Below are 18,238 nucleotides of genomic sequence, written 5' to 3' on the forward strand. Positions count from 1 at the left end.
GGCCGGCATGACGCAGACCCCGGCGATCCGGCCCGCCTCCAAGGTCCTGCTGGCGCTGGCTGCCGTCGCGATCTCGTTCGCGGCCGCCGACACCTATGTCGTGGTGCTGGCGCTGCCCGACATGATGAGCTCGGTCGGCCTCAACCTCGACGAGCTGCAGCGGGCCGCACCGATCGTCTCCGGGTTCCTGCTCGGCTACGTCGGGGTGCTCCCCCTGATTGGCCGCATCTCCGACCTGCGCGGACGGGTGCCGGTGCTGCTCGGATCGCTCGTCGTGTTCGCCGTCGGCTCGATCGTCACCGCGGCTGCCTACAACCTCGAGACGATCGTCGCCGGCCGGCTGATCCAGGGCATTGGCGGTGGCGGCCTGATCCCGCCGACGCTGGCCCTCGTCGCCGACCTGTGGCCGCCGCAGAAGCGGGGGCTCCCCCTCGGCGTCGTCGGCGCCGTGCAAGAGCTCGGCAGCGTCCTGGGTCCGCTCTACGGCGCCGCAGTGCTCGCCTTCGGTGACTGGCGGACGATCTTCTGGCTCAACTGCGCGATCGGGCTCGTGCTCGCCGCCGCGATGGTGCCCCTTCGAGAGGCGGCGCTCGAGGCGACCCGCGGACGACGCTTCGACTACGTCGGCGCCCTCCTGGCCACCCTGACGCTCCTGGGCGTCACGTTGGTGATGCTGGCACCCACGCGCTTCGTGCAGGACGTCGAGATCGGCCGCGCCTACCTGCCCGTGACCGGCGACTCCCGCTGGCTCACGCCCCTCGCCCTGGCGACGTTCGGCCTCCTCGCACTGTTTCTCCTGCGCATCGCCACCGCACGGCATCCCCTCGTCGACTGGCGCAGCTGGCCGGCTCTCGCCCGCGAGACCGATCTGTGGGGCGCACTGCTGCTGACCGTCGGCCTCGGCGCCGTCATCGTGACCTTCGCGACGGCCGAGCCCGAGAGCGGCGCGATCTCCCCCGACGCCCCGTGGCTCCTACCGATCGCCGCAGTGGCGTTCATCGGCTTCGCGGTGCGGCAGCGTCGCGCCGCGCTGCCCCTCATCCCGCGCGGCGCCCTCAGCGCCCGCCCGGCATGGGGTGCGCTGATCGTGTCGTTCTTCGTGGGTGCGTCCCTGATCGCCGCCCTCGTCGACATCCCGTTCTTCGCCCGGCTGACGGTCTATCGCGACTCGCAGCTCGATGCCGCCCTGGTGCTCGTCCGATTCCTCGTCGCCCTGCCCGTCGGCGCACTCATCGGAGGCTGGCTGCTGCGCAAGGTCCCGGCGCACGTCCTCACGGCCGTCGCGATGCTGATGAGCGCCGTCGCGTTCTGGCACATGACCACCTGGGACCGCACGTCGCTCGAGGGATCCGTCGAGACGTGGTCCCTGATCCTCGGCGGCCTGGGCTTCGGCATCGCGATCGCCCCCGTCAACGCCGCCCTGCTCGCGCACACGGCGGACGCCGTCCACGGCGTGACCTCGGCCCTGCTGATCGTCGCCCGCATGGTCGGGATGCTGCTCGGCATCTCCGCGCTCACCACGATCGGCCTGCGCGCGTTCTACGACGCGACCGACAAGATCCCGCCCGTGGCCGAGGTCTGCAACGGAGCGGCGACGCTCTGCCAGGCCTACAAGGACGCCCAGGTCGATGCCGGCATCACCCAGCTGCACGCGGTCTTCGTCGGAGCCGCCGTCTGCGCCGTCGTCGCGGCCGTGCTGGCGCTGATCCTGCTGCGACCGTCGGACGACACGACGGCCGAACCTGCAGCCTGATCGGGCGGCACCGCTCGTTACCCTTGTCCCATGCGCGATTTCGATGACCTGCTCGATGCCAACCGGTCCTACGCTGACAACTTCAACCTCTCCGGCTTCGACGGCATCGCCCGTGCCGGCGTCGCGATGGTCACCTGCATGGACTCGCGCATCGACCCGCTCCGCATGATCGGCCTCGCGGCCGGCGACGCCAAGATCCTGCGCAACCCCGGTGGCCGCGTCACCGACCAGGCGCTCGTGGCCCTCGTGCTGGGCGTCAACCTGCTGCAGGTCGAGCGCATCCTCGTCGTCGAGCACACCCGCTGCGCCATGGCCACCTCGACCGAGGACGAGCTCAAGGCCCGCGTCGGCGAGAGCGCCCAGGCCGACGCCTCGTGGATGACCCTCGGTGCGATCGTCGACCAGAAGAACACCGTGCGCGCCGACGTCATGCGCGTCAAGACCCACCCGCTGATCAGCGACGACGTGGCGGTCGGTGGTTTCCTCTACGACGTCGACAGCGGTCTGCTCGAGCGTGTGGTCTGATGCCCTTGCCCTCCGCCCCTGCAGCTTCTGACACCCCCACACAGCACGCACCGCGACCGGTCAGGCCCGAGATCCAGGCCCTCCGGGCCGGTGCCGCGTTGCTGGTCGTGCTCTACCACCTGTGGCCGGGGCGACTGCCGGGCGGATTCATGGGCGTCGACGTTTTCTTCGTCATCTCCGGCTTCCTGATCACCTCGCACCTCGCTCGTGAGGCCACCTCGACCGGCCGCATCCGGCTCACGCGCTTCTGGGCCCGCCGTGCGCGCCGCCTCCTGCCCGCCGCCTACCTCGTTCTCGCAGCGTCCGCCGTAGCGGTCTATGTCTGGATGCCGGTGCTCAACTGGGCCCAGAACTTCCGCGAGATCCTCGCGTCGGCCCTCTACTTCCAGAACTGGCGGCTCGCCGCCGACGCGGTCGACTACCTCGCGGCCGAGAACTCCCCCAGCGTCGCCCAGCACTACTGGACCCTGTCGGTCGAGGAGCAGTTCTACGTCGCCTGGCCGTTGCTCGTGCTCGCGGCGATCCTGCTCGCAGCTCGTGTCGGCACCCGTCAGCTGCCCACCGTTACCGCGGTCGTCGCCGTCGCCACGGCGGCCAGCTTCGCCTACTCGCTGTGGCTGACCTACACCAATGTGTCGTTCGCCTACTTCTCCACGTTCACCCGCGCGTGGGAGTTCGGCGCCGGCGCCCTGCTCGCCCTGCTCACGCTGCGCTCCGCGACGGGACGCCGCAAGACGCGGTCGCTCAACCCCCACCTGGGTGCCGCCATCTCGTGGGCCGGCCTGCTGGTGCTCGCCTACTGCGGGCTCGAGCTCACGGGGTCCACCCCGTTCCCGGGCACGGCCGCCCTGCTCCCGGTGCTCGCGACCGTCGCCGTCATCGCGGTCGGCATGCCGTCGTCGCGGTTCTCCCCGCGTTGGCTCATCGACCGCCGCGTCGTGCAGTGGACGGGCGACATCTCCTACCCGCTCTATCTCTGGCACTGGCCCCCGATCGTCCTGCTGCCCGTGATCCTGGGTCACGAGCTCGGCTTCTGGCCGCGGGTCGCGATCCTGGTCGCGACCTTCGCAGCCGCGGCCCTCACCAAGCGCTTCATCGAGGATCCGGTGCGCACGGGGCGCAAGCTCGGCATCCAGCGCAGCACCGTGACCTTCGCGTTCACCTCCGTTGCTGCCGCAGCACTCGCCGCAGCGAGCCTCGGCGGCGTCCAGCACGCCAACGCCGAGGCCGACCGCGCCGAGCAGCTGACGGCCAACATCACCCGCGACACGCCTGACTGCTTCGGTGCGGCGTCCATGGTCGCCGGACAGCCGTGTGACAACCCCGAGCTCGACGGCCTGCTCGTGCCCGACACGACGGCTATCCGCCGTGACAACCCCAACTACCCCGGCTGCCAGACCGACACCGACGACGTCCGCACCACCTGCACGTTCGGCGACAAGGACGATGCGAGCACCCCGCACGTCGTCATCATCGGCGACTCCCACGCGCGGGCGCTCCTGCCGGCCTTCATCCCCCTGGCCAAGGAAGGCAAGATCTTCCTCGACGTGCAGGTCAAGGCCGGCTGCAACTGGTCGGACAACCCGCACCCCAACCCGGACCGCACCATCGCGGAGTCCTGCTACGAGTGGCGCGACAACGAGAACGCCTACCTGGCCAAGAACGCCGACGACATCGACCTGATCGTCACAGGGGCCCTCGCCCACCCGCGACCCGCCACCGGGCCGAAGGAGCAGGTCGCCGGCTTCGTCAAGACCTGGCAGCCCCTGGCCGACCAAGGCGTCCCGATCGTCGCGTTCCGCGACAACACCGCCCAGCCCGAGGACACCAACGACTGCCTCGCACTGGAGTCGAAGATCACCCCTGACAGCTGCGCGCTTCCCCGCGACGAGGCGTTCCCCAACTACGACCCCCTCGTCGAGGCGACCAAGGAGGTCTCGGGCAGCCGGCTCTACGACTTCACGAGCTTCTACTGCACCGACAGCGAGTGCCCGGCCGTGATCGGCGGCGTCAACGTCTATCGCGACCGCACCCACATCAGCAAGACCTACATGACGACCATGAAGCCCTACATCGAGCAGCGCCTCGACCGGGACGGACTGCTCGGGAGCACGGCGGCCGGCAGCTAGCGCTGCTCGGAGATCCGCCGGCCGTCCGCGCCGGCCACCAGGCGGTAGCTGCTCTGCGGGCTGTCGGGGAACGTCACCTCGAAGCGCAGACCGTCGCCGTTGTCCGCGACCGCCACCTGCGCTGCGGTCGTGGTGTTGTCGACGGCGCCCGAGCTGACTCGGGCCTGCACGATGACGTTCATGACCGTCGCCGGGTCGACCGCGGCGAGGTCGAACACCTGCGCAGATGCCCTCCGCACGCCGTCTTCGGCCGCGACGAGCTCGCCGTCGTAGAAGTAGCGCTGCACCGCAGCGGTGTCGTCGGCATCAGGCACGGAGATCGTCGCCAGGTCCGGACGCACGACCACCCCGACGACGTCCGTCGTGCCGGCCTCGCCGTCGACGACCTCCACCATGTCGTTCCAGCCTGAGATCGTCTGCAGGTCGTCGAGTGGCGCGTCGTTCCCGTCGAAGCTCGAGCCGGAGTCGAAGCCCATGTCGGACACGCTGCTGACCACCGTGCTGACGCACGACACCGCCGTCGTCCCGAGCGTCACCAGCACCACGACGACCGCGATGAGCACCGAGGGCCGGAAGCCGCTGCTCTTGCCAGGCTGCGCCCGCGGAGGAGCCGACGAGACAGCCGGCGGCGTGTATGCCGGAGGAACGACCGGCCCGTACGTCTGCTGGGGCGGGGCGGCGTAGGCCTGCGAGGCGGGCGCCACCCCCAGGTCACGGGTCAGCGCGTTGAGCTCGCCGCGGGTCTGAGCGACCTTGGCCTGCTGGACGCGCAGGTCGCGGTCGGCGGGCATCAACGAGGTGTCGCCCTTGAGCCGGCGGACAGCTGCGCGCCGCTGCCACCAGCCCACCCGCCTGGCGTCGAAGTCGCTCGAGTGGTCGATGGTCACGCAGCGATCCTAGGGCAGGTCAGGCGTCGATCTTGTCGGCGTCGATCTCGTAAGCGCCCTGCACGATGAACTCCTTGCGCGGCGGGACCTCGTTGCCCATCAGCAGCTCGAAGACCTCGGCGGCCTGCTCACCGTCGTCGACCGTGAGCCGGCGCAGCGTGCGGTGGCGCGGGTCCATCGTGGTCTCCGCCAGCTGGGAGGCATCCATCTCGCCGAGACCCTTGTAGCGCTGGACCGGGTCCTTCCACTTGACGCCCTTGCGCCGCAGCTCGGCCATCGTGCGCTGCAGCTCGGGGTCGGAGTAGGTGTAGACGTACTTGTCCTGCCCCTTCTTGGGGTTGGTCAGCTCGATGCGGTGCAACGGCGGCACGGCGGTGTAGACGCGCCCGGCGTCGACCAGATCACGCATGTAACGGAAGAACAGCGTCGCAAGCAGGCACCGGATGTGCGCCCCGTCGGAGTCGGCGTCAGCCATGAAGATGATGCGACCGTAGCGGGCCGCGTCGACGTCGAACGTCCGACCGGACCCCGCCCCGACGACCTGGATGATCGACGAGCACTCGGCGTTCTTGAGCATGTCGCCGATGCTGGCCTTCTGGACGTTGAGGATCTTGCCGCGGATCGGCAGCAGTGCCTGGAACTCGGAGTCGCGCGCCGACTTGGCCGTGCCGAGGGCGGAGTCGCCCTCCACGATGAACAGCTCGGAGCGCTCGACGTCGTTGCTGCGGCAGTCGGCGAGCTTGGCCGGCAGGGCGCTGGACTCCAGGGCGTTCTTGCGACGCTGGGTGTCGCGCTGCTGACGTGCCGCGAGGCGGGTGCGGGAGGCGTCGACGACCTTCTGCATCACGAGGCGCGCCTTGGCCTTCTCAGCGGCCTTGGACGACGTCAGGAAAGTCTTGAGCTCACGGGCCACGACCTGGTTGACGATCTTGGTGACCGCCGGGGTGCCGAGCACCTCCTTGGTCTGGCCCTCGAACTGCGGCTCGGCCAGACGCACGGTGACGACCGCGGTCATGCCCTCGAGGGCGTCATCCTTGATGACGTCAGGGTCGCCGGACTTGAGCAGGCGCGTCGTCTTGAGCACGTCGTTGAACGTCTTGGTCAGGGCGCGCTCGAAGCCGTTGACGTGGGTGCCGCCCTTGGGCGTCGCGATGATGTTGACGAACGACTTCAGCTCGGTGTCGTAGCCCGTGCCCCAGCGCAGGGCGACGTCGACGCCGAGGTTGCGCTCGATGTCCTGCGGCGTCATGTGGCCCTTGGCGTCGAGCAGCGGGACGGTCTCGGTGAACACGTCCTCCCCCTGCAGGCGCAGCACGTCGGAGACGGCCTCGTCGGGTGCGAGGAACTCGCAGAACTCGCTGATGCCGCCGTCGTGGCGGAACTTCTCTTCGGTCGGCACGTCGCCACGGTCGTCGCGGATCACGAGCTCGAGGCCTGGCACCAGGAACGAGGTCTGCCGCGCCCGGCCCACCAGCTCGTCGTAGGCGAACCTGGCGCCCTTGATGAAGATCTGCGGATCGGCCCAGTAGCGCACTCGCGTGCCGGTGCGGGCCTTGGCGACCTTGCCGATCTTGCGCAGCTCGTTGGTCGGGGTGAAGTCGGCGTCGGGCCCGTCGCCGGCAAAGACGCCCGGCACACCACGACGGAACGACATGGCCCACGTCGCGCCGCCCTTGTCGACCTCGACGTCGAGCCGAGACGACAGGGCGTTGACCACGGACGCGCCGACACCGTGCAGACCGCCGGTCGCGACGTAGGAGCCGCCGCCGAACTTCCCGCCGGCGTGCAGCTTGGTGTAGACCACCTCGACGCCGGTCAGACCTGTCTTCTTCTCGATGTCGACGGGCACTCCGCGTCCCTGGTCCTGCACCTCGACGGACCCGTCGGCGTGCAGCGCGACCAGGATGTGCGAGCCGTGGCCACCGAGCGCCTCGTCGACGGAGTTGTCGATGATCTCCCACAGACAGTGCATGAGGCCACGCGTGTCGGTGGACCCGACATACATGCCGGGACGCTTGCGCACGGCCTCCAGACCCTCGAGGACCAGGAGATTGCGGGCGTCGTACGTGCTGTCGATGATGGATGCCTCTCGCGCTGGTGGTGTCCTCCAAGGATATCGAGCCGTCCCGGTGTGACCGCGCCTGACACGCGCCCCGCCGCGCGCCTGCGTCGGTTTGTCCCCGTCGGGGAGTATCTATGTCATAGGTCACCACGAACGGCGAGGAATACCCCTCCGTGGTTGGATGTTGACCACGACAGATCCGCTAAGGCTCAGAGAGAAGGTCACCGTGACAACACTGACAGCCCCCATGCTGAGCTCCCTCGACCGCTGCGACCGCTGCGGTGCTCAGGCCTACGTCCGAGTCACCCTCGGTGGAGGTGGCGAGCTCATGTTCTGCGCCCACCACGCCCGCCAGCACGAGGAAAAGCTGCGTGAGATGTCCGCCATGATCCACGACGAGAGCGAGCGACTCGCCCCCTCGTCGTCGCTCGTCGACGACGAGGTCTGAGCGCACCCCGCTCCAACCAACGCGAAGGGCCGGCCAGTGTGAACTGGCCGGCCCTTCGCGTTGTGCTGCTCAGCACCCCTGCATCAGTAGGGGTAACTGTGGTACTCGTTCGACTTCAGGATCGCCTTCCAGTGCTGGAGGTAGTCCTCGTAGACCGCGGGGTCGATCGTCTCGGTCGTGATCTCGTCGCTGACGACGAGGTTGGAGCCGGTGAGGGCTGCCGAGCCGGCCTGGACCATCTTGGTGCGGATGCCGTCGTTGGGCCAATCGTTGTACTTGGTGCCGTCGATCGCGACCTCCTCGGGGTTGAGGCGGTTCTTCTTCAGCTTGGCCTCGACGAGGATCGTCTTGTCGTGCGGCTTGGCCCACGCGGCCTCGATGCGCCGGCTCGCGGTCTTGAAGACGTCGAGGATCGGACGGCACACACGGATGTACTGCTGGCAGTGCGCGATGCGGTTGACCTTGAGGTCGTCCTCGAACCCGACGATCGAGACCTTGCAGCCCTGGTCGGCCAGCTGCACGAGCTTCTGGGCCACCGCGATGCGGCGGTACTTGAAGCGGTTCTCCTGCAGGCGGATGCGGCACTGGTCGTCGGGGACGACGCGGTTCAGCAGGTTGAGGACGGGGTCCTTGCCGTTGGTCGGCGTCGCGAGGATCGGCGTCGCGTAGATCGTGACGTTGGCGAGGTTGGAGTAGAACATGCCGTAGTTGGGGTCGGCCTTGGTGTAGCCGAACTTCGTGCGGTCGGACTCCGTGATGCCGTAGCGCGTCGCGTTCTTGTCGATGTAGCGCAGGTAGTTGTTGCCGACGTTGCGCTCGGCGTACATGTCGTCCCACATCTGGCGGGTCTCGTACCAGAGCTTCTTGTCGTTGTAGACCGTGAGCCCGTTGTTGTAGGTGCGCTCGCCGCTGGGGCCACCGAGGTTGGCCGAGCCCGACCAGATCGCGGCCTTCGCCGGCTTGTTGTCGCGGGTGAACGTGTTGCTCACGAGCAGGATCTTGGAGTGCATGATCGCGCCGTTGAGGCCCGAGAGGCAGGCCAGGCTCTTGCCCTTGGAGCAGATCTTGAAGTTGGAGTCGCGCAGCGAGCTCTTGTCGAGCGCACGCTGCAGGGCACGCGACTCCTTGGACTGCGAGGCCTTGCCGTGGATGACACGGACCTTGACGCCGGCCTTGGCCGCACGGATCAGCTCGCGCCCGACGCGGTAGGAGTTCTCCATGCGCGAGATCGACATGAAGACCGAGTTGGACTTGCGGACGCTCGACGGGCGGACCTTGCCGGTGCGCGGGTCCTTGTAGGAGCCGCGGATGATGCGCTCGAGGTCGTTGAGCTGGGAGAAGTCGCTGTTGGACGGGCTGGAGATCGCCTTGTACGGACGCGCGAAGTTGGTCTCGAGCGTCACCGGGTAGTTGGTGCCGTAGGGGTTGTCCGCTGCCTTGACCGTGGGATCGGGCGTCTCGGTCGTGGTGTCGGGGTCGGCCGTCTCCTCGGTCGCCTCGGGGGCAGGAGTCGACGCCGTGGGAGTCGGTGTCGCTGCTGCCAGGTCAGGGACGTCCTCGGCGTTGGAAGCCACCGAGCCGAAGCCCACCAGAAGGCTCACGGCCAGGACGCCCACCCCGAAAACGCGCACTACGCGCTGTGGTCCGCCGGTTTTTTGCACAGGTCTGCTCTCCGAGACGCTCGTCGTTGTCAGGACACTCTAACCCACATGATCGTTGCGGACAGGCCGTCGCGCTTCATGGACCTGTCTCGCCGAACGTTCCGCCCGTCGCCCGGGCCAGCTCGACAGCGAGCTGTGGCTCGGCGGTGCGGACGAAGGTCTTGGTGATGTGCGACCCGGCTCGATAGACGAGCACGTTGCCGATCACCGCCGGGCATCGTCCCTCGTCAGGGCAGATCGTCGACGTCATGTCGATGATCCCGACGCCCGACATGATCTCTGCGGCCTCGCGCATCATGGGCGCGGACGACTTCTGCACGCCCTCGGCGAGGTCGAAGGAGCAGCGCGGCAGGTCGTCGGGGTGCTCCTCGACGCACTGGTAGACCGGGTGCGTGATCGGGAACGGGTTGTCGAGCATCACGACGACCTCGATGCCGGCGTCCTGCAGCTGCGACCAGTAGGAGTGGAGGCCCCGGATCATCGCTCCCCTGGTGCGGTCGCTGCCGTCGTCGAGCAGTGCGGTGCTGGTGCGCTGGGACGTCACGACGACGTCGGGGCGCGCCTCCAGGGTGTCGCGCAGCGCGGCCTGTCCCCACTCGCGGCAGTCGGTGCGGACCTTGCGGTCACTGGTGACCGCTGCGTCGGTGAACGGGCATGCGCTCTTGGTGGCGGTGAGCACCGTGAAGCCGTCCGCACGGCCCAGGTCGTCGAACGCGGTCTGCCACTGGGCCAGCTTGGAGTCGCCGACGAGCATCAGGGTTCGATCACCGGACGGGTCTCCTGATGCGCAGACCTTGGGCACGGGGTCGCCGTCCTTGACCTGGCAGCCCGACCCGTCGTCGTAGAACGCGGGGCGGTCGTCCTTGGCGTCAGCCGGCAGCGGGCGCATCGCGTCGACGTGGTCGATGCGGCTCCACGTCGTGTCGCGGTGCTGCGGATCGGTCAGTGCTGCGGCGCCGGGCGCCTCGGCAGCGGTCGCCTGCCGCACCGGCTCGTCGGAGCCGCGCAGCTGCAGCACCAGCACGATCGCCAGAGCTGCCAGCACCGCGAGTGCCGCCGCACCCACCCATCTGGTGTGGTGCGTCCCCCCGGACACCGTCTCGATCAGTCCAGGTAGTCGCGCAAGACCTGCGAGCGCGACGGGTGCCGCAGCTTGCTCATGGTCTTGGACTCGATCTGGCGGATGCGCTCGCGCGTGACGCCGTAGACCTTGCCGATCTCGTCGAGGGTCTTGGGCTGACCGTCCGTCAGGCCGAAGCGCATCGAGACGACGCCGGACTCGCGCTCGCTGAGCGTGTCGAGCACCGCGTGCAGCTGCTCCTGCAGGAGCGTGAACGACACGGCGTCGGCCGGGACGATGGCCTCGGAGTCCTCGATGAGGTCACCGAACTCCGAGTCGCCGTCCTCGCCGAGCGGCGTGTGGAGGCTGATCGGCTCGCGGCCGTACTTCTGCACCTCGACGACCTTCTCGGGCGTCATGTCGAGCTCGATCGCGAGCTCTTCGGGCGTGGGCTCACGGCCGAGGTCCTGCAGCATCTGACGCTGGACACGGGCGAGCTTGTTGATGACCTCGACCATGTGGACCGGGATGCGGATCGTGCGGGCCTGGTCGGCCATCGCGCGGGTGATCGCCTGACGGATCCACCACGTCGCGTAGGTCGAGAACTTGAAGCCCTTGGTGTAGTCGAACTTCTCGACCGCACGGATCAGGCCGAGGTTGCCCTCCTGGATCAGGTCCAGGAACAACATGCCGCGACCGGTGTAGCGCTTGGCCAGCGAGACGACGAGGCGCAGGTTGGCCTCGAGCAGGTGGTTCTTGGCGCGGCGACCGTCCACGACGATCCACTCGAGCTCTTCGCGCATCTTCTCCGAGATGCGACCGCCCTTGGCGAGCTTCTCCTCGCTGAACAGGCCGGCCTCGATGCGCTTGGCCAGCTCGACCTCCTGGCCGGCGGTCAGCAGCGAGACCTTGCCGATCTGCTTGAGGTAGTCCTTGACCGGGTCGGCCGTCGCACCCGCGACCATGACCTGCTGGACGGGCTCGTCGGACTCGTCGGCCGCCGACAGCGTGTAGGACGACTTCTCGTCCTCCTTGAGCGTCGGGTCCGTCGCGAGGTCCTTCTCGAACTCCTCGTCGGGGATGTCCGGGAGGATCTTCTTGCCCTGCGCGTCGACCTGCACCGTGCCGTCGACCACCTTGGGGGTCTCCAGGACGTCGGCCGCGTCGATCGCGCCGGGGATGTGGGACTCTTCGGGGCTGGACTCCACCTTCTTGGCGGCGGCCTTCTTGGCCGGGGCCTTCTTGGCGGCGGTCTTCTTGGCGGGGCTCGTTGAAGTCTTCGTCACGGTCGTTTCTGTTTTCGCAGGGGATGTGGGCTTCTTGGCAGCGGTCTTGGTGGCCGCGGCCGGTGTCTTCTTGGCGGGTGCCTTCTTCACAGGTGCCTCCTTGGCCGCAGGAACCTTCTGGGCAGGTGCCGCACTCTTCTCAGAATCCTTCTCAGGATCGTGCTTCGACGATCCGGGAAGAAGCTTCTTGACGGCGCCGAGACGTGATCCAGATGCGGGATTCACCGGCACGTCAACCTCACAAACGGTAGATGGGCGCAACAAAGAGGCCTGTGGTCAACCTCTGCCTTCAGTGTGTCACGCCCCACCAAGCGCGCGCATCTCAGGGTCCTCTCAGGACCGCGTCGGCCAGGTGTGCACCGGCGAGCCCTCGTGCATGTGTCGCTCGTAGGCCTGGGTGGTCGCCCGCATCGCGGCCGATCGGTCGGCGGTGTCACGGCTCTGGTGCGCGAACTCCTCGATCAGCCACGTCGCCCCGTTGCGTCCGGTGATGCAGCGCTGCTCGATGATGCCGAGCAGCCGGGCACGCACCGTCGCGTCGACGCCCATCTGCTCCAGCCCGGCGTGCGCCAGCGGCAGCAGCTGGCGCAGGGCGAGCTCACGCACCGCGACGGTGCCGACGCCCGGCCAGTAGATGTCGGCATCGATGCCGGCGCGGGCTGCCTGGTGGAAGTTGTCCTCGGCAGCACGGAACGACAGCTGGGACCACACCGGCCGCTCGCTGGAGCCGAGCACCGTCACGAGCCCGTAGAACAGTGCCGCGTTGGCCATCGTGTCGACGACCGTCGGACCGGCCGGCAGCAGGCGGTTCTCGATGCGCAGGTGCGGACGCCCGTCGGCCACGTCGTAGATCGGCCGGTTCCAGCGATAGACCGTGCCGTTGTGCAGCCGCAGCTCACCGAGCGTGGGCACCCGTCCGGCCTCCAGCTCGATGACGGGGTCCTCCTCGTCGAGGATCGGCAGGAGCGCCGGGAAGAAGCGGACGTTCTCCTCGAAGAGGTCGAACACCGACGTGATCCACCGCTCGCCGAAGAAGACCCGCGGACGGACCCCCTGGGCCTTGAGCTCCTCGCTGCGGGTGTCGGTGGCCTGCTCGAACAGGGCGATGCGGGTCTCGTGCCACAGCTGCTGGCCGAGCAGGAACGGCGAGTTGGCACCGATGGCGACCTGGATCGCGGCGATGGCCTGTGCAGCGTTCCACATCGGCGCGAAGTCCTCGGGCTCGACCTGCAGGTGCAGCTGGGTGCTGGTGCAGGCCGCCTCGGGGATGATCGTGTCGGCCGTGGTGTCGAGCCGGTCGACGCCGTCGATGACGATCTCGATGTCCTCGCCGCGTGCGGCGAGGATCTGCTCGGAGAGCAGGTGGTAGCGGGGGTTGGCCGAGATCGACTCGCGACCGAAGTGGCCCTCCTGCAGCGTCGGGAGGATGCCGATCATGACCAGGTGCGCCTCGACCTCGGCCGCCTTGGCCTGCGCCGCGTTGAGGTCGTCGCGCAGCGCGGCCTCCAGCGTGTCGAGACCCGTGCCCTCGATGCGGGCCGGCGGCACGTTGATCTCAATGTTGAACAGGCCCAGCTCGGTCTGGAAGTCAGGATCGGCGATGGCCTCCAGCGCCTCGGCGTTCTTCATCGCGGGGTTGCCGTCGGGATCGACGAGGTTGAACTCGATCTCGATGCCGACGTGCGGGTGCTCCACCGAGAAGTCGTGCTCCCCCAGCATCCGGGCGAACGTGTCGAGGCATCGGCGCACCTTGGCGCGGTACTGCGTACGGTCCTCGCGGCTGAACTCGCGTGCGTCGACGTCCTGTCCCATGACGACAGCCTAGGCCGACGCAGGGGTCTCGGCCCGGGTTCGCTCACGACGCGGTCGGCAGCCCCGCCCAGTGGTCGGGCGAGATGCCGCCCTCGAGGATCTGCAGGATGAGACCCGCCATGGAGTAGCAGGGGTCGGCCTTCAAGGCTCGCTCGACGGCGATCAGCGCCTGCGCACCGTCGCCGACCAGCCACGCCGCGAACGCCGCCAGGCTCAGGACCGCCGGCTCGAACGGCGGCACCACGCTGGCCGAGACCGTCGTGAGGGCGCCGAGCATCTCCGCGGCGTTCTCGCGGTTCATCAACCCCCACACCTCGTCGCGGACCGAGACGGTCGAGACCCACGCCGCCAGCCGCAGCAGGTCGCCGTCGGTCACCGGAAGACCCGCTCGGGCGCGGTCGAGGGTCGGGACCACCACCGCCATCCCGGTCGCGGCCAGCCCCCCGGGGGCCGTCCGCGCGACCTGCGGCACGACCTCGTCGAGCACGACGGCCGCGGTCTGCTCGAGCCATCGCCGTCGCTCCCCCGCCACGGGTCGGAACCGACCGGCCAGGGCCTCCCGGCTCGGCAGGATCTGCTGGCCGGCCGCGACGGCCTGGACGATCGACAGGTGATGGTCGGAGGTCTCGTAGGGCCGTCCGTCCGGGGACGACCCGGGCTCGTCGGTCCAGTAGCGCCGTCCGTCGGCCCGCGCCCGGACGATCAGCTCGATCCCGTCGGTGTCGTCGAGGATGCCGTGCACGGCGTCGAGCAGGTCGAGGGCGACGTCCTGCTGCTCGGTCAGCGCGATGACGATCGCCCCCTCGGCACCCTGGTTGAGCAGGTGCCGGACGACGGTGGCTGCGGCCGCGTCGACCTCCGCCGGCGGCGGCAGGTCCATCCGCAGCCGGAAGCCGAAGCGTCGCCGCGGCCCGGAGGTCGCGACGGCGACGAGCGACTCGTCGGGCCGGAAGCCGAACAGGGTCGGCAGGGCGTTGATGAGGTCGGGGACGTCATGAGCCGTGAACACGGACGGTGTCGTTGTCATGCGACCACGCTCGCCGCGGGACCCGGCAGCCCGACAGGGTCGTGGCGACGGCTGTGGACGCCTGCGGCGGCGACTCGCGCCTGTGGACGACCGTCCTGTCGGCGCCGCACGACACAATGGCCTCATGGCGTCCACGACTGGGGTGACCTCCCGCTCGCGGAGGACGATCATGCACCTCGACCTCGATGCCTTCTTCGCCTCCGTCGAGCAGCGCGACAAGCCCTCCCTGCGCGGACGGCCCGTCATCGTCGGTGGCATCGGCCCCCGCGGCGTCGTGGCGACAGCCTCGTACGAGGCACGGGTCCACGGCGTCCGCTCCGCGATGCGCACGGCCGAGGCCCGGGCCCGGTGCCCCCACGCGGCGTTCCTGGGCGGCCGCTTCGACGCCTATCGCGAGGCTAGCCGGCTCGTGATGGAGCGGCTGCGGCAGGAGTCCGACCTCATTGAGCCGCTGTCGCTCGACGAGGCGTTCGTCGACCTGTCCGCGGGCGACGACTTCGATCCCGCCCGCGTCGAGCAGGTCGTCGCGGCGATCCGCGCCGACATCGCCGAGGTGACCGGCGGCCTGACGGCATCGGTCGGCGTCGCGTCGTCCAAGCTCATGGCCAAGATCGCGAGCGAGGTCAACAAGCCCGACGGCGTCTTCGTGATCGAGCCCGGCACCGAGGCCGACGTGCTCGGGCCCATGCAGGTCACCGTGATCCCCGGCGTCGGTCCCGCCACCACCGAGCGGCTGCGCCGGGTCGGGATCCTCACGGTCGAGGACCTGCGCGTGCCCAGCGAGGACGAGCTCGTGCGCCTGCTGGGGCAGTCGTCGGGTCGGTCGCTGCACCGCATGGCCCGCGCTGACGACGACCGCCCGGTGCTGGCCTCCCGCGAGACCAAGTCCGTCAGCGTCGAGGACACCTTCGAGCAGGACATCTCCGACCGGCTGCAGCTCGAGACGATCATCGAGCGCATGGCGCGCAACGTCTCGGCGCGCCTGCGCAAGAACGGCCTCTCTGGCCGCACCGTCACCCTCAAGATGCGCCACCACGACTTCGAGACCCACACCCGTTCGTCGACGTTGGCCAACCCGACCGACAACGCGCGGCTGCTCGCCACCACGGCCCGGGGCCTCCTCGCCGGCGAGGACATCAGCAACGGGCTGCGGCTGCTCGGCGTCGGGGTCAGCGGCCTGGCCGACTGGGTGCAGGACGACCTGTTCTCCGAGGACGACGACGAGCCCGAGGACGACGAGGCACCGGCCGAGGACACCGTCGAGCGTCCGCACCGGTGGTATCCCGGCATGGACGTGCACCACGACCTCCACGGCGACGGCTGGGTGTGGGGCTCGGGGCTGGGCCGGGTGACGGTCCGCTTCGAGACCCGGTGGACCGCTCCCGGCCCCGTGCACACCTTCCGGGCCGACGACCCCGCACTCGCCTCGGGGCACAGCGGTACGTTTCAGGCATGACCGAGCCTGTCTCCTCGCCCGTCGCACCTTCCGTCGCCCCGCCCGTTGCCGAGCGTCGCCCCGTCACCCGCACCCACCACGGCGATGCGTTCGTCGACGACTACGAGTGGATGCGCGACAAGGAGGACCCGGCCACGCTCGCCTACCTCGAGGCCGAGAACGCTCACACCGACGCCGCCACGGCCCACCTGGAGCCGCTGCGCCAGCAGATCTTCGACGAGATCAAGTCCCGCACGCTCGAGACCGACCTGTCGGTGCCGACCCGTCACGGAGCGTGGTGGTACTACGCCCGCACCGTCGAGGGCCAGCAGTACGCGATCCGTTGCCGCTGTGCCGTGCAGGACCCGGACGACTGGACGCCGCCGGTGCTCGACGCCGACAGCGCCATCCCCGGCGAAGAGGTCCTGCTCGACTCCAACGTCGAGGCCGAGGGGCACGAGTTCTTCTCGCTCGGCGCCTTCAGCATCAGCGACGACGAGAACTTCCTCGCCTGGTCGATCGACACGCAGGGCGACGAGCGCTACACGATCCGCATCAAGGACCTGCGCACCGGCGAGGTGCTGCCCGACGAGATCACGGGCGCCAGCGCCGGCGCCACCTGGTCGGCCGGCGGGACGCACCTGTTCTACACGACCGTCGACGACGCCTGGCGTCCGTTCCGCGTGTGGCGGCACGCTGTCGGCACGGCCGACGACGACGTCCTCGTGCTCGAGGAGCCCGACGAGCGCTACTTCATCGGCGTCGGTCGCACGCACTCCGAGCGCTACCTCGTCATCGGCATCGGCTCCAAGATCACGAGCGAGTACCGAGTCCTGGAGGCCGACGACCCCGAGGGCGAGTTCCGCGTGGTGCTCCCCCGCCGTGACGGCGTCGAGTACTCCCTCGAGCACGCCGTCATCGGGGGCGCCGACCGCTTCGTGATCCTGCACAACGACGGTGCGCTCAACTTCGAGCTCGTGACCGTGCCCGTCGACGACCCGACGGACCGGACCGTCGTCCTCGCCGGCAGCGACACGACCCGCCTCGAGGACGTCGACGTGTTCGCCCGTCACCTCGTGGTCTCGTTCCGACGCGAGGCACTGGCGCGCATCGGCATCATCCCGATCGGCCCCGACGGCCTCGGAGAGCTGTCCGAGATCGACTTCGGCGAGGAGCTGTTCACGAGCGGCGTCGGGTCCAACGCCGAGTGGGACCCGCCGCTGATCCGGGTCGGCGTCGGGTCGTTCGTGACCCCGTCGTCGGTCTTCGACTTCGACCCGGCCACCCGCGAGCTCATCCTGCGCAAGCAGGCGGTCGTGCTCGGCGGCTACGACTCCGCCGACTACGAGCAGCACCGCAGCTGGGCGACGGCCGACGACGGCACCCTGGTGCCCGTGTCGATCGTGTGCCGCAAGGACACCCCCCGCGACGGCACGGCGCCGGCGCTCATCTACGGCTACGGCTCGTACGAGGCGAGCATGGACCCGAGCTTCTCGGTCATGCGCCTGTCGCTGCTCGACCGCGGCTTCGTGTTTGCGATCGCCCACGTGCGGGGCGGCGGCGAGCTCGGTCGCCACTGGTACGACGACGGCAAGCAGCTGCACAAGCGCAACACGTTCACCGACTTCGTCGCGAGCGCCCGCCACCTGGTCGACGAGGGCTGGACGTCGGCCGACCGGCTGGTCGCCGAGGGCGGCAGCGCCGGCGGCCTCCTGATGGGCGCGGTCGCCAACCTCGCCCCCGATGCCTTCGCGGGCATCGTCGCCGCGGTGCCCTTCGTCGACGCCCTCACGACGATCCTCGACCCGTCGCTGCCGCTGACGGTCATCGAGTGGGACGAGTGGGGCAACCCCCTCGACGACCCCGAGGTCTACGCCTACATGAAGTCCTACGCGCCCTACGAGAACGTCGGCGCCCACGACTACCCGGCGATCCTCGCGGTCACGAGCCTGCACGACACCCGCGTCATGTACGTCGAGCCGGCCAAGTGGGTCGCCCGCCTGCGCGCGACCGCCACGGGTGACGCGCCGATCCTGCTCAAGACCGAGATGCACGCAGGTCACGGCGGCGTCAGCGGCCGCTACGCCTCCTGGAAGGAGCGGGCCTGGGAGCTCGCCTGGATCATCGACACGGTCGGCGCGCCACAGGACTGA

General features: G+C 69.3%; 13 protein-coding genes. 6 read left to right on the top strand and 7 right to left on the bottom strand.

Going from position 1 to position 18,238, the window contains the following annotated elements; translation table 11 throughout:
* Positions 1-7 precede the first annotated feature (7 nt).
* The 3 genes from HQK15_RS13710 to HQK15_RS13720 are packed head-to-tail and all read left to right on the top strand — an operon-like array spanning position 8 to position 4,407.
* Positions 8-1,753, top strand: coding sequence for an MFS transporter (locus tag HQK15_RS13710; protein WP_173492043.1), 1,746 nt, complete (start codon positions 8-10; stop codon positions 1,751-1,753).
* Between the two features lie 30 nt (positions 1,754-1,783).
* Complete coding sequence (locus HQK15_RS13715) at positions 1,784-2,278, top strand: beta-class carbonic anhydrase (RefSeq protein WP_173492044.1); 495 nt, start codon at positions 1,784-1,786, stop codon at positions 2,276-2,278.
* Positions 2,278-4,407 carry an acyltransferase family protein gene (locus tag HQK15_RS13720; RefSeq protein WP_173492045.1) on the top strand — a complete coding sequence of 710 codons (2,130 nt, stop codon included), beginning with the start codon at positions 2,278-2,280 and terminating at the stop codon, positions 4,405-4,407. Before HQK15_RS13715 ends, HQK15_RS13720 begins: the two co-directional genes overlap by 1 nt.
* On the opposite strand, the gene HQK15_RS13725 is transcribed toward HQK15_RS13720, so the two are convergent.
* Positions 4,404-5,294 (bottom strand): hypothetical protein, encoded by an 891-nt coding sequence (locus tag HQK15_RS13725; RefSeq protein ID WP_173492046.1) that lies wholly within the window; start codon positions 5,292-5,294, stop codon positions 4,404-4,406. The genes HQK15_RS13720 and HQK15_RS13725 overlap by 4 nt on opposite strands.
* A gap of 19 nt (positions 5,295-5,313) precedes the next feature.
* Positions 5,314-7,374: a DNA gyrase/topoisomerase IV subunit B gene (locus tag HQK15_RS13730; protein WP_173492246.1), complete on the bottom strand. Its 2,061-nt coding sequence runs from the start codon at positions 7,372-7,374 to the stop codon at positions 5,314-5,316.
* A gap of 208 nt (positions 7,375-7,582) precedes the next feature.
* Between HQK15_RS13730 and HQK15_RS13735 the strand changes: the two genes are divergently transcribed.
* On the top strand, positions 7,583-7,804 hold the full coding sequence (locus HQK15_RS13735) for a DUF7455 domain-containing protein (protein ID WP_367649181.1): 222 nt from the start codon (positions 7,583-7,585) through the stop codon (positions 7,802-7,804).
* 83 nt (positions 7,805-7,887) lie between these two features.
* Here the strand turns inward: HQK15_RS13735 and HQK15_RS13740 are convergent, their stop codons facing one another.
* From HQK15_RS13740 to HQK15_RS13760, 5 genes are all read right to left on the bottom strand, one after another.
* Positions 7,888-9,405, bottom strand: a complete 1,518-nt coding sequence (locus HQK15_RS13740) for a phospholipase D-like domain-containing protein (RefSeq protein ID WP_173492047.1) — start codon at positions 9,403-9,405, stop codon at positions 7,888-7,890.
* A gap of 136 nt (positions 9,406-9,541) precedes the next feature.
* Entirely contained in the window at positions 9,542-10,531 is a 990-nt protein-coding gene (locus tag HQK15_RS13745) for an SGNH hydrolase domain-containing protein (RefSeq protein ID WP_173492048.1), read from the bottom strand.
* Positions 10,532-10,569: 38 nt separating this feature from the next.
* Positions 10,570-11,901: an RNA polymerase sigma factor gene (locus tag HQK15_RS13750; RefSeq protein ID WP_367649182.1), complete on the bottom strand. Its 1,332-nt coding sequence runs from the start codon at positions 11,899-11,901 to the stop codon at positions 10,570-10,572.
* Between the two features lie 243 nt (positions 11,902-12,144).
* Entirely contained in the window at positions 12,145-13,623 is a 1,479-nt protein-coding gene (locus HQK15_RS13755; RefSeq protein ID WP_173492049.1) for a glutamate-cysteine ligase family protein, read from the bottom strand.
* A 43-nt stretch (positions 13,624-13,666) separates the two neighbouring features.
* Positions 13,667-14,650, bottom strand: a complete 984-nt coding sequence (locus tag HQK15_RS13760; RefSeq protein WP_173492050.1) for a DUF4192 domain-containing protein — start codon at positions 14,648-14,650, stop codon at positions 13,667-13,669.
* Positions 14,651-14,774: 124 nt separating this feature from the next.
* On the opposite strand from HQK15_RS13760, the gene HQK15_RS13765 reads away from it, so the two are divergent.
* Together HQK15_RS13765 and HQK15_RS13770 are read left to right on the top strand one after the other, a co-directional pair.
* Positions 14,775-16,106 carry a DNA polymerase IV gene (locus tag HQK15_RS13765; protein WP_173492051.1) on the top strand — a complete coding sequence of 444 codons (1,332 nt, stop codon included), beginning with the start codon at positions 14,775-14,777 and terminating at the stop codon, positions 16,104-16,106.
* The gene (locus tag HQK15_RS13770) at positions 16,103-18,238 is read left to right on the top strand and encodes a S9 family peptidase (protein WP_173492052.1); all 2,136 of its coding nucleotides are present in this window, start codon (positions 16,103-16,105) and stop codon (positions 18,236-18,238) included. The genes HQK15_RS13765 and HQK15_RS13770 overlap by 4 nt, the downstream gene beginning before the upstream one ends.

Origin of the sequence: Aeromicrobium stalagmiti, from assembly GCF_013283745.1 — a bacterium.
Classification (GTDB): domain Bacteria; phylum Actinomycetota; class Actinomycetes; order Propionibacteriales; family Nocardioidaceae; genus Aeromicrobium; species Aeromicrobium stalagmiti.

Excerpts from the sequence above, each read along its gene's own strand:
- HQK15_RS13710 (WP_173492043.1), top strand. The coding sequence starts at position 8 with ATGACGCAGACCCCGGCGATCCGGCCCGCCTCCAAGGTCCTGCTGGCG.
- HQK15_RS13755 (WP_173492049.1), bottom strand. The coding sequence starts at position 13,623 with ATGGGACAGGACGTCGACGCACGCGAGTTCAGCCGCGAGGACCGTACG.
- HQK15_RS13720 (WP_173492045.1), top strand. The coding sequence starts at position 2,278 with ATGCCCTTGCCCTCCGCCCCTGCAGCTTCTGACACCCCCACACAGCAC.
- HQK15_RS13715 (WP_173492044.1), top strand. The coding sequence starts at position 1,784 with ATGCGCGATTTCGATGACCTGCTCGATGCCAACCGGTCCTACGCTGAC.
- HQK15_RS13770 (WP_173492052.1), top strand. The coding sequence starts at position 16,103 with ATGACCGAGCCTGTCTCCTCGCCCGTCGCACCTTCCGTCGCCCCGCCC.
- HQK15_RS13765 (WP_173492051.1), top strand. The coding sequence starts at position 14,775 with ATGGCGTCCACGACTGGGGTGACCTCCCGCTCGCGGAGGACGATCATG.
- HQK15_RS13760 (WP_173492050.1), bottom strand. The coding sequence starts at position 14,650 with ATGACAACGACACCGTCCGTGTTCACGGCTCATGACGTCCCCGACCTC.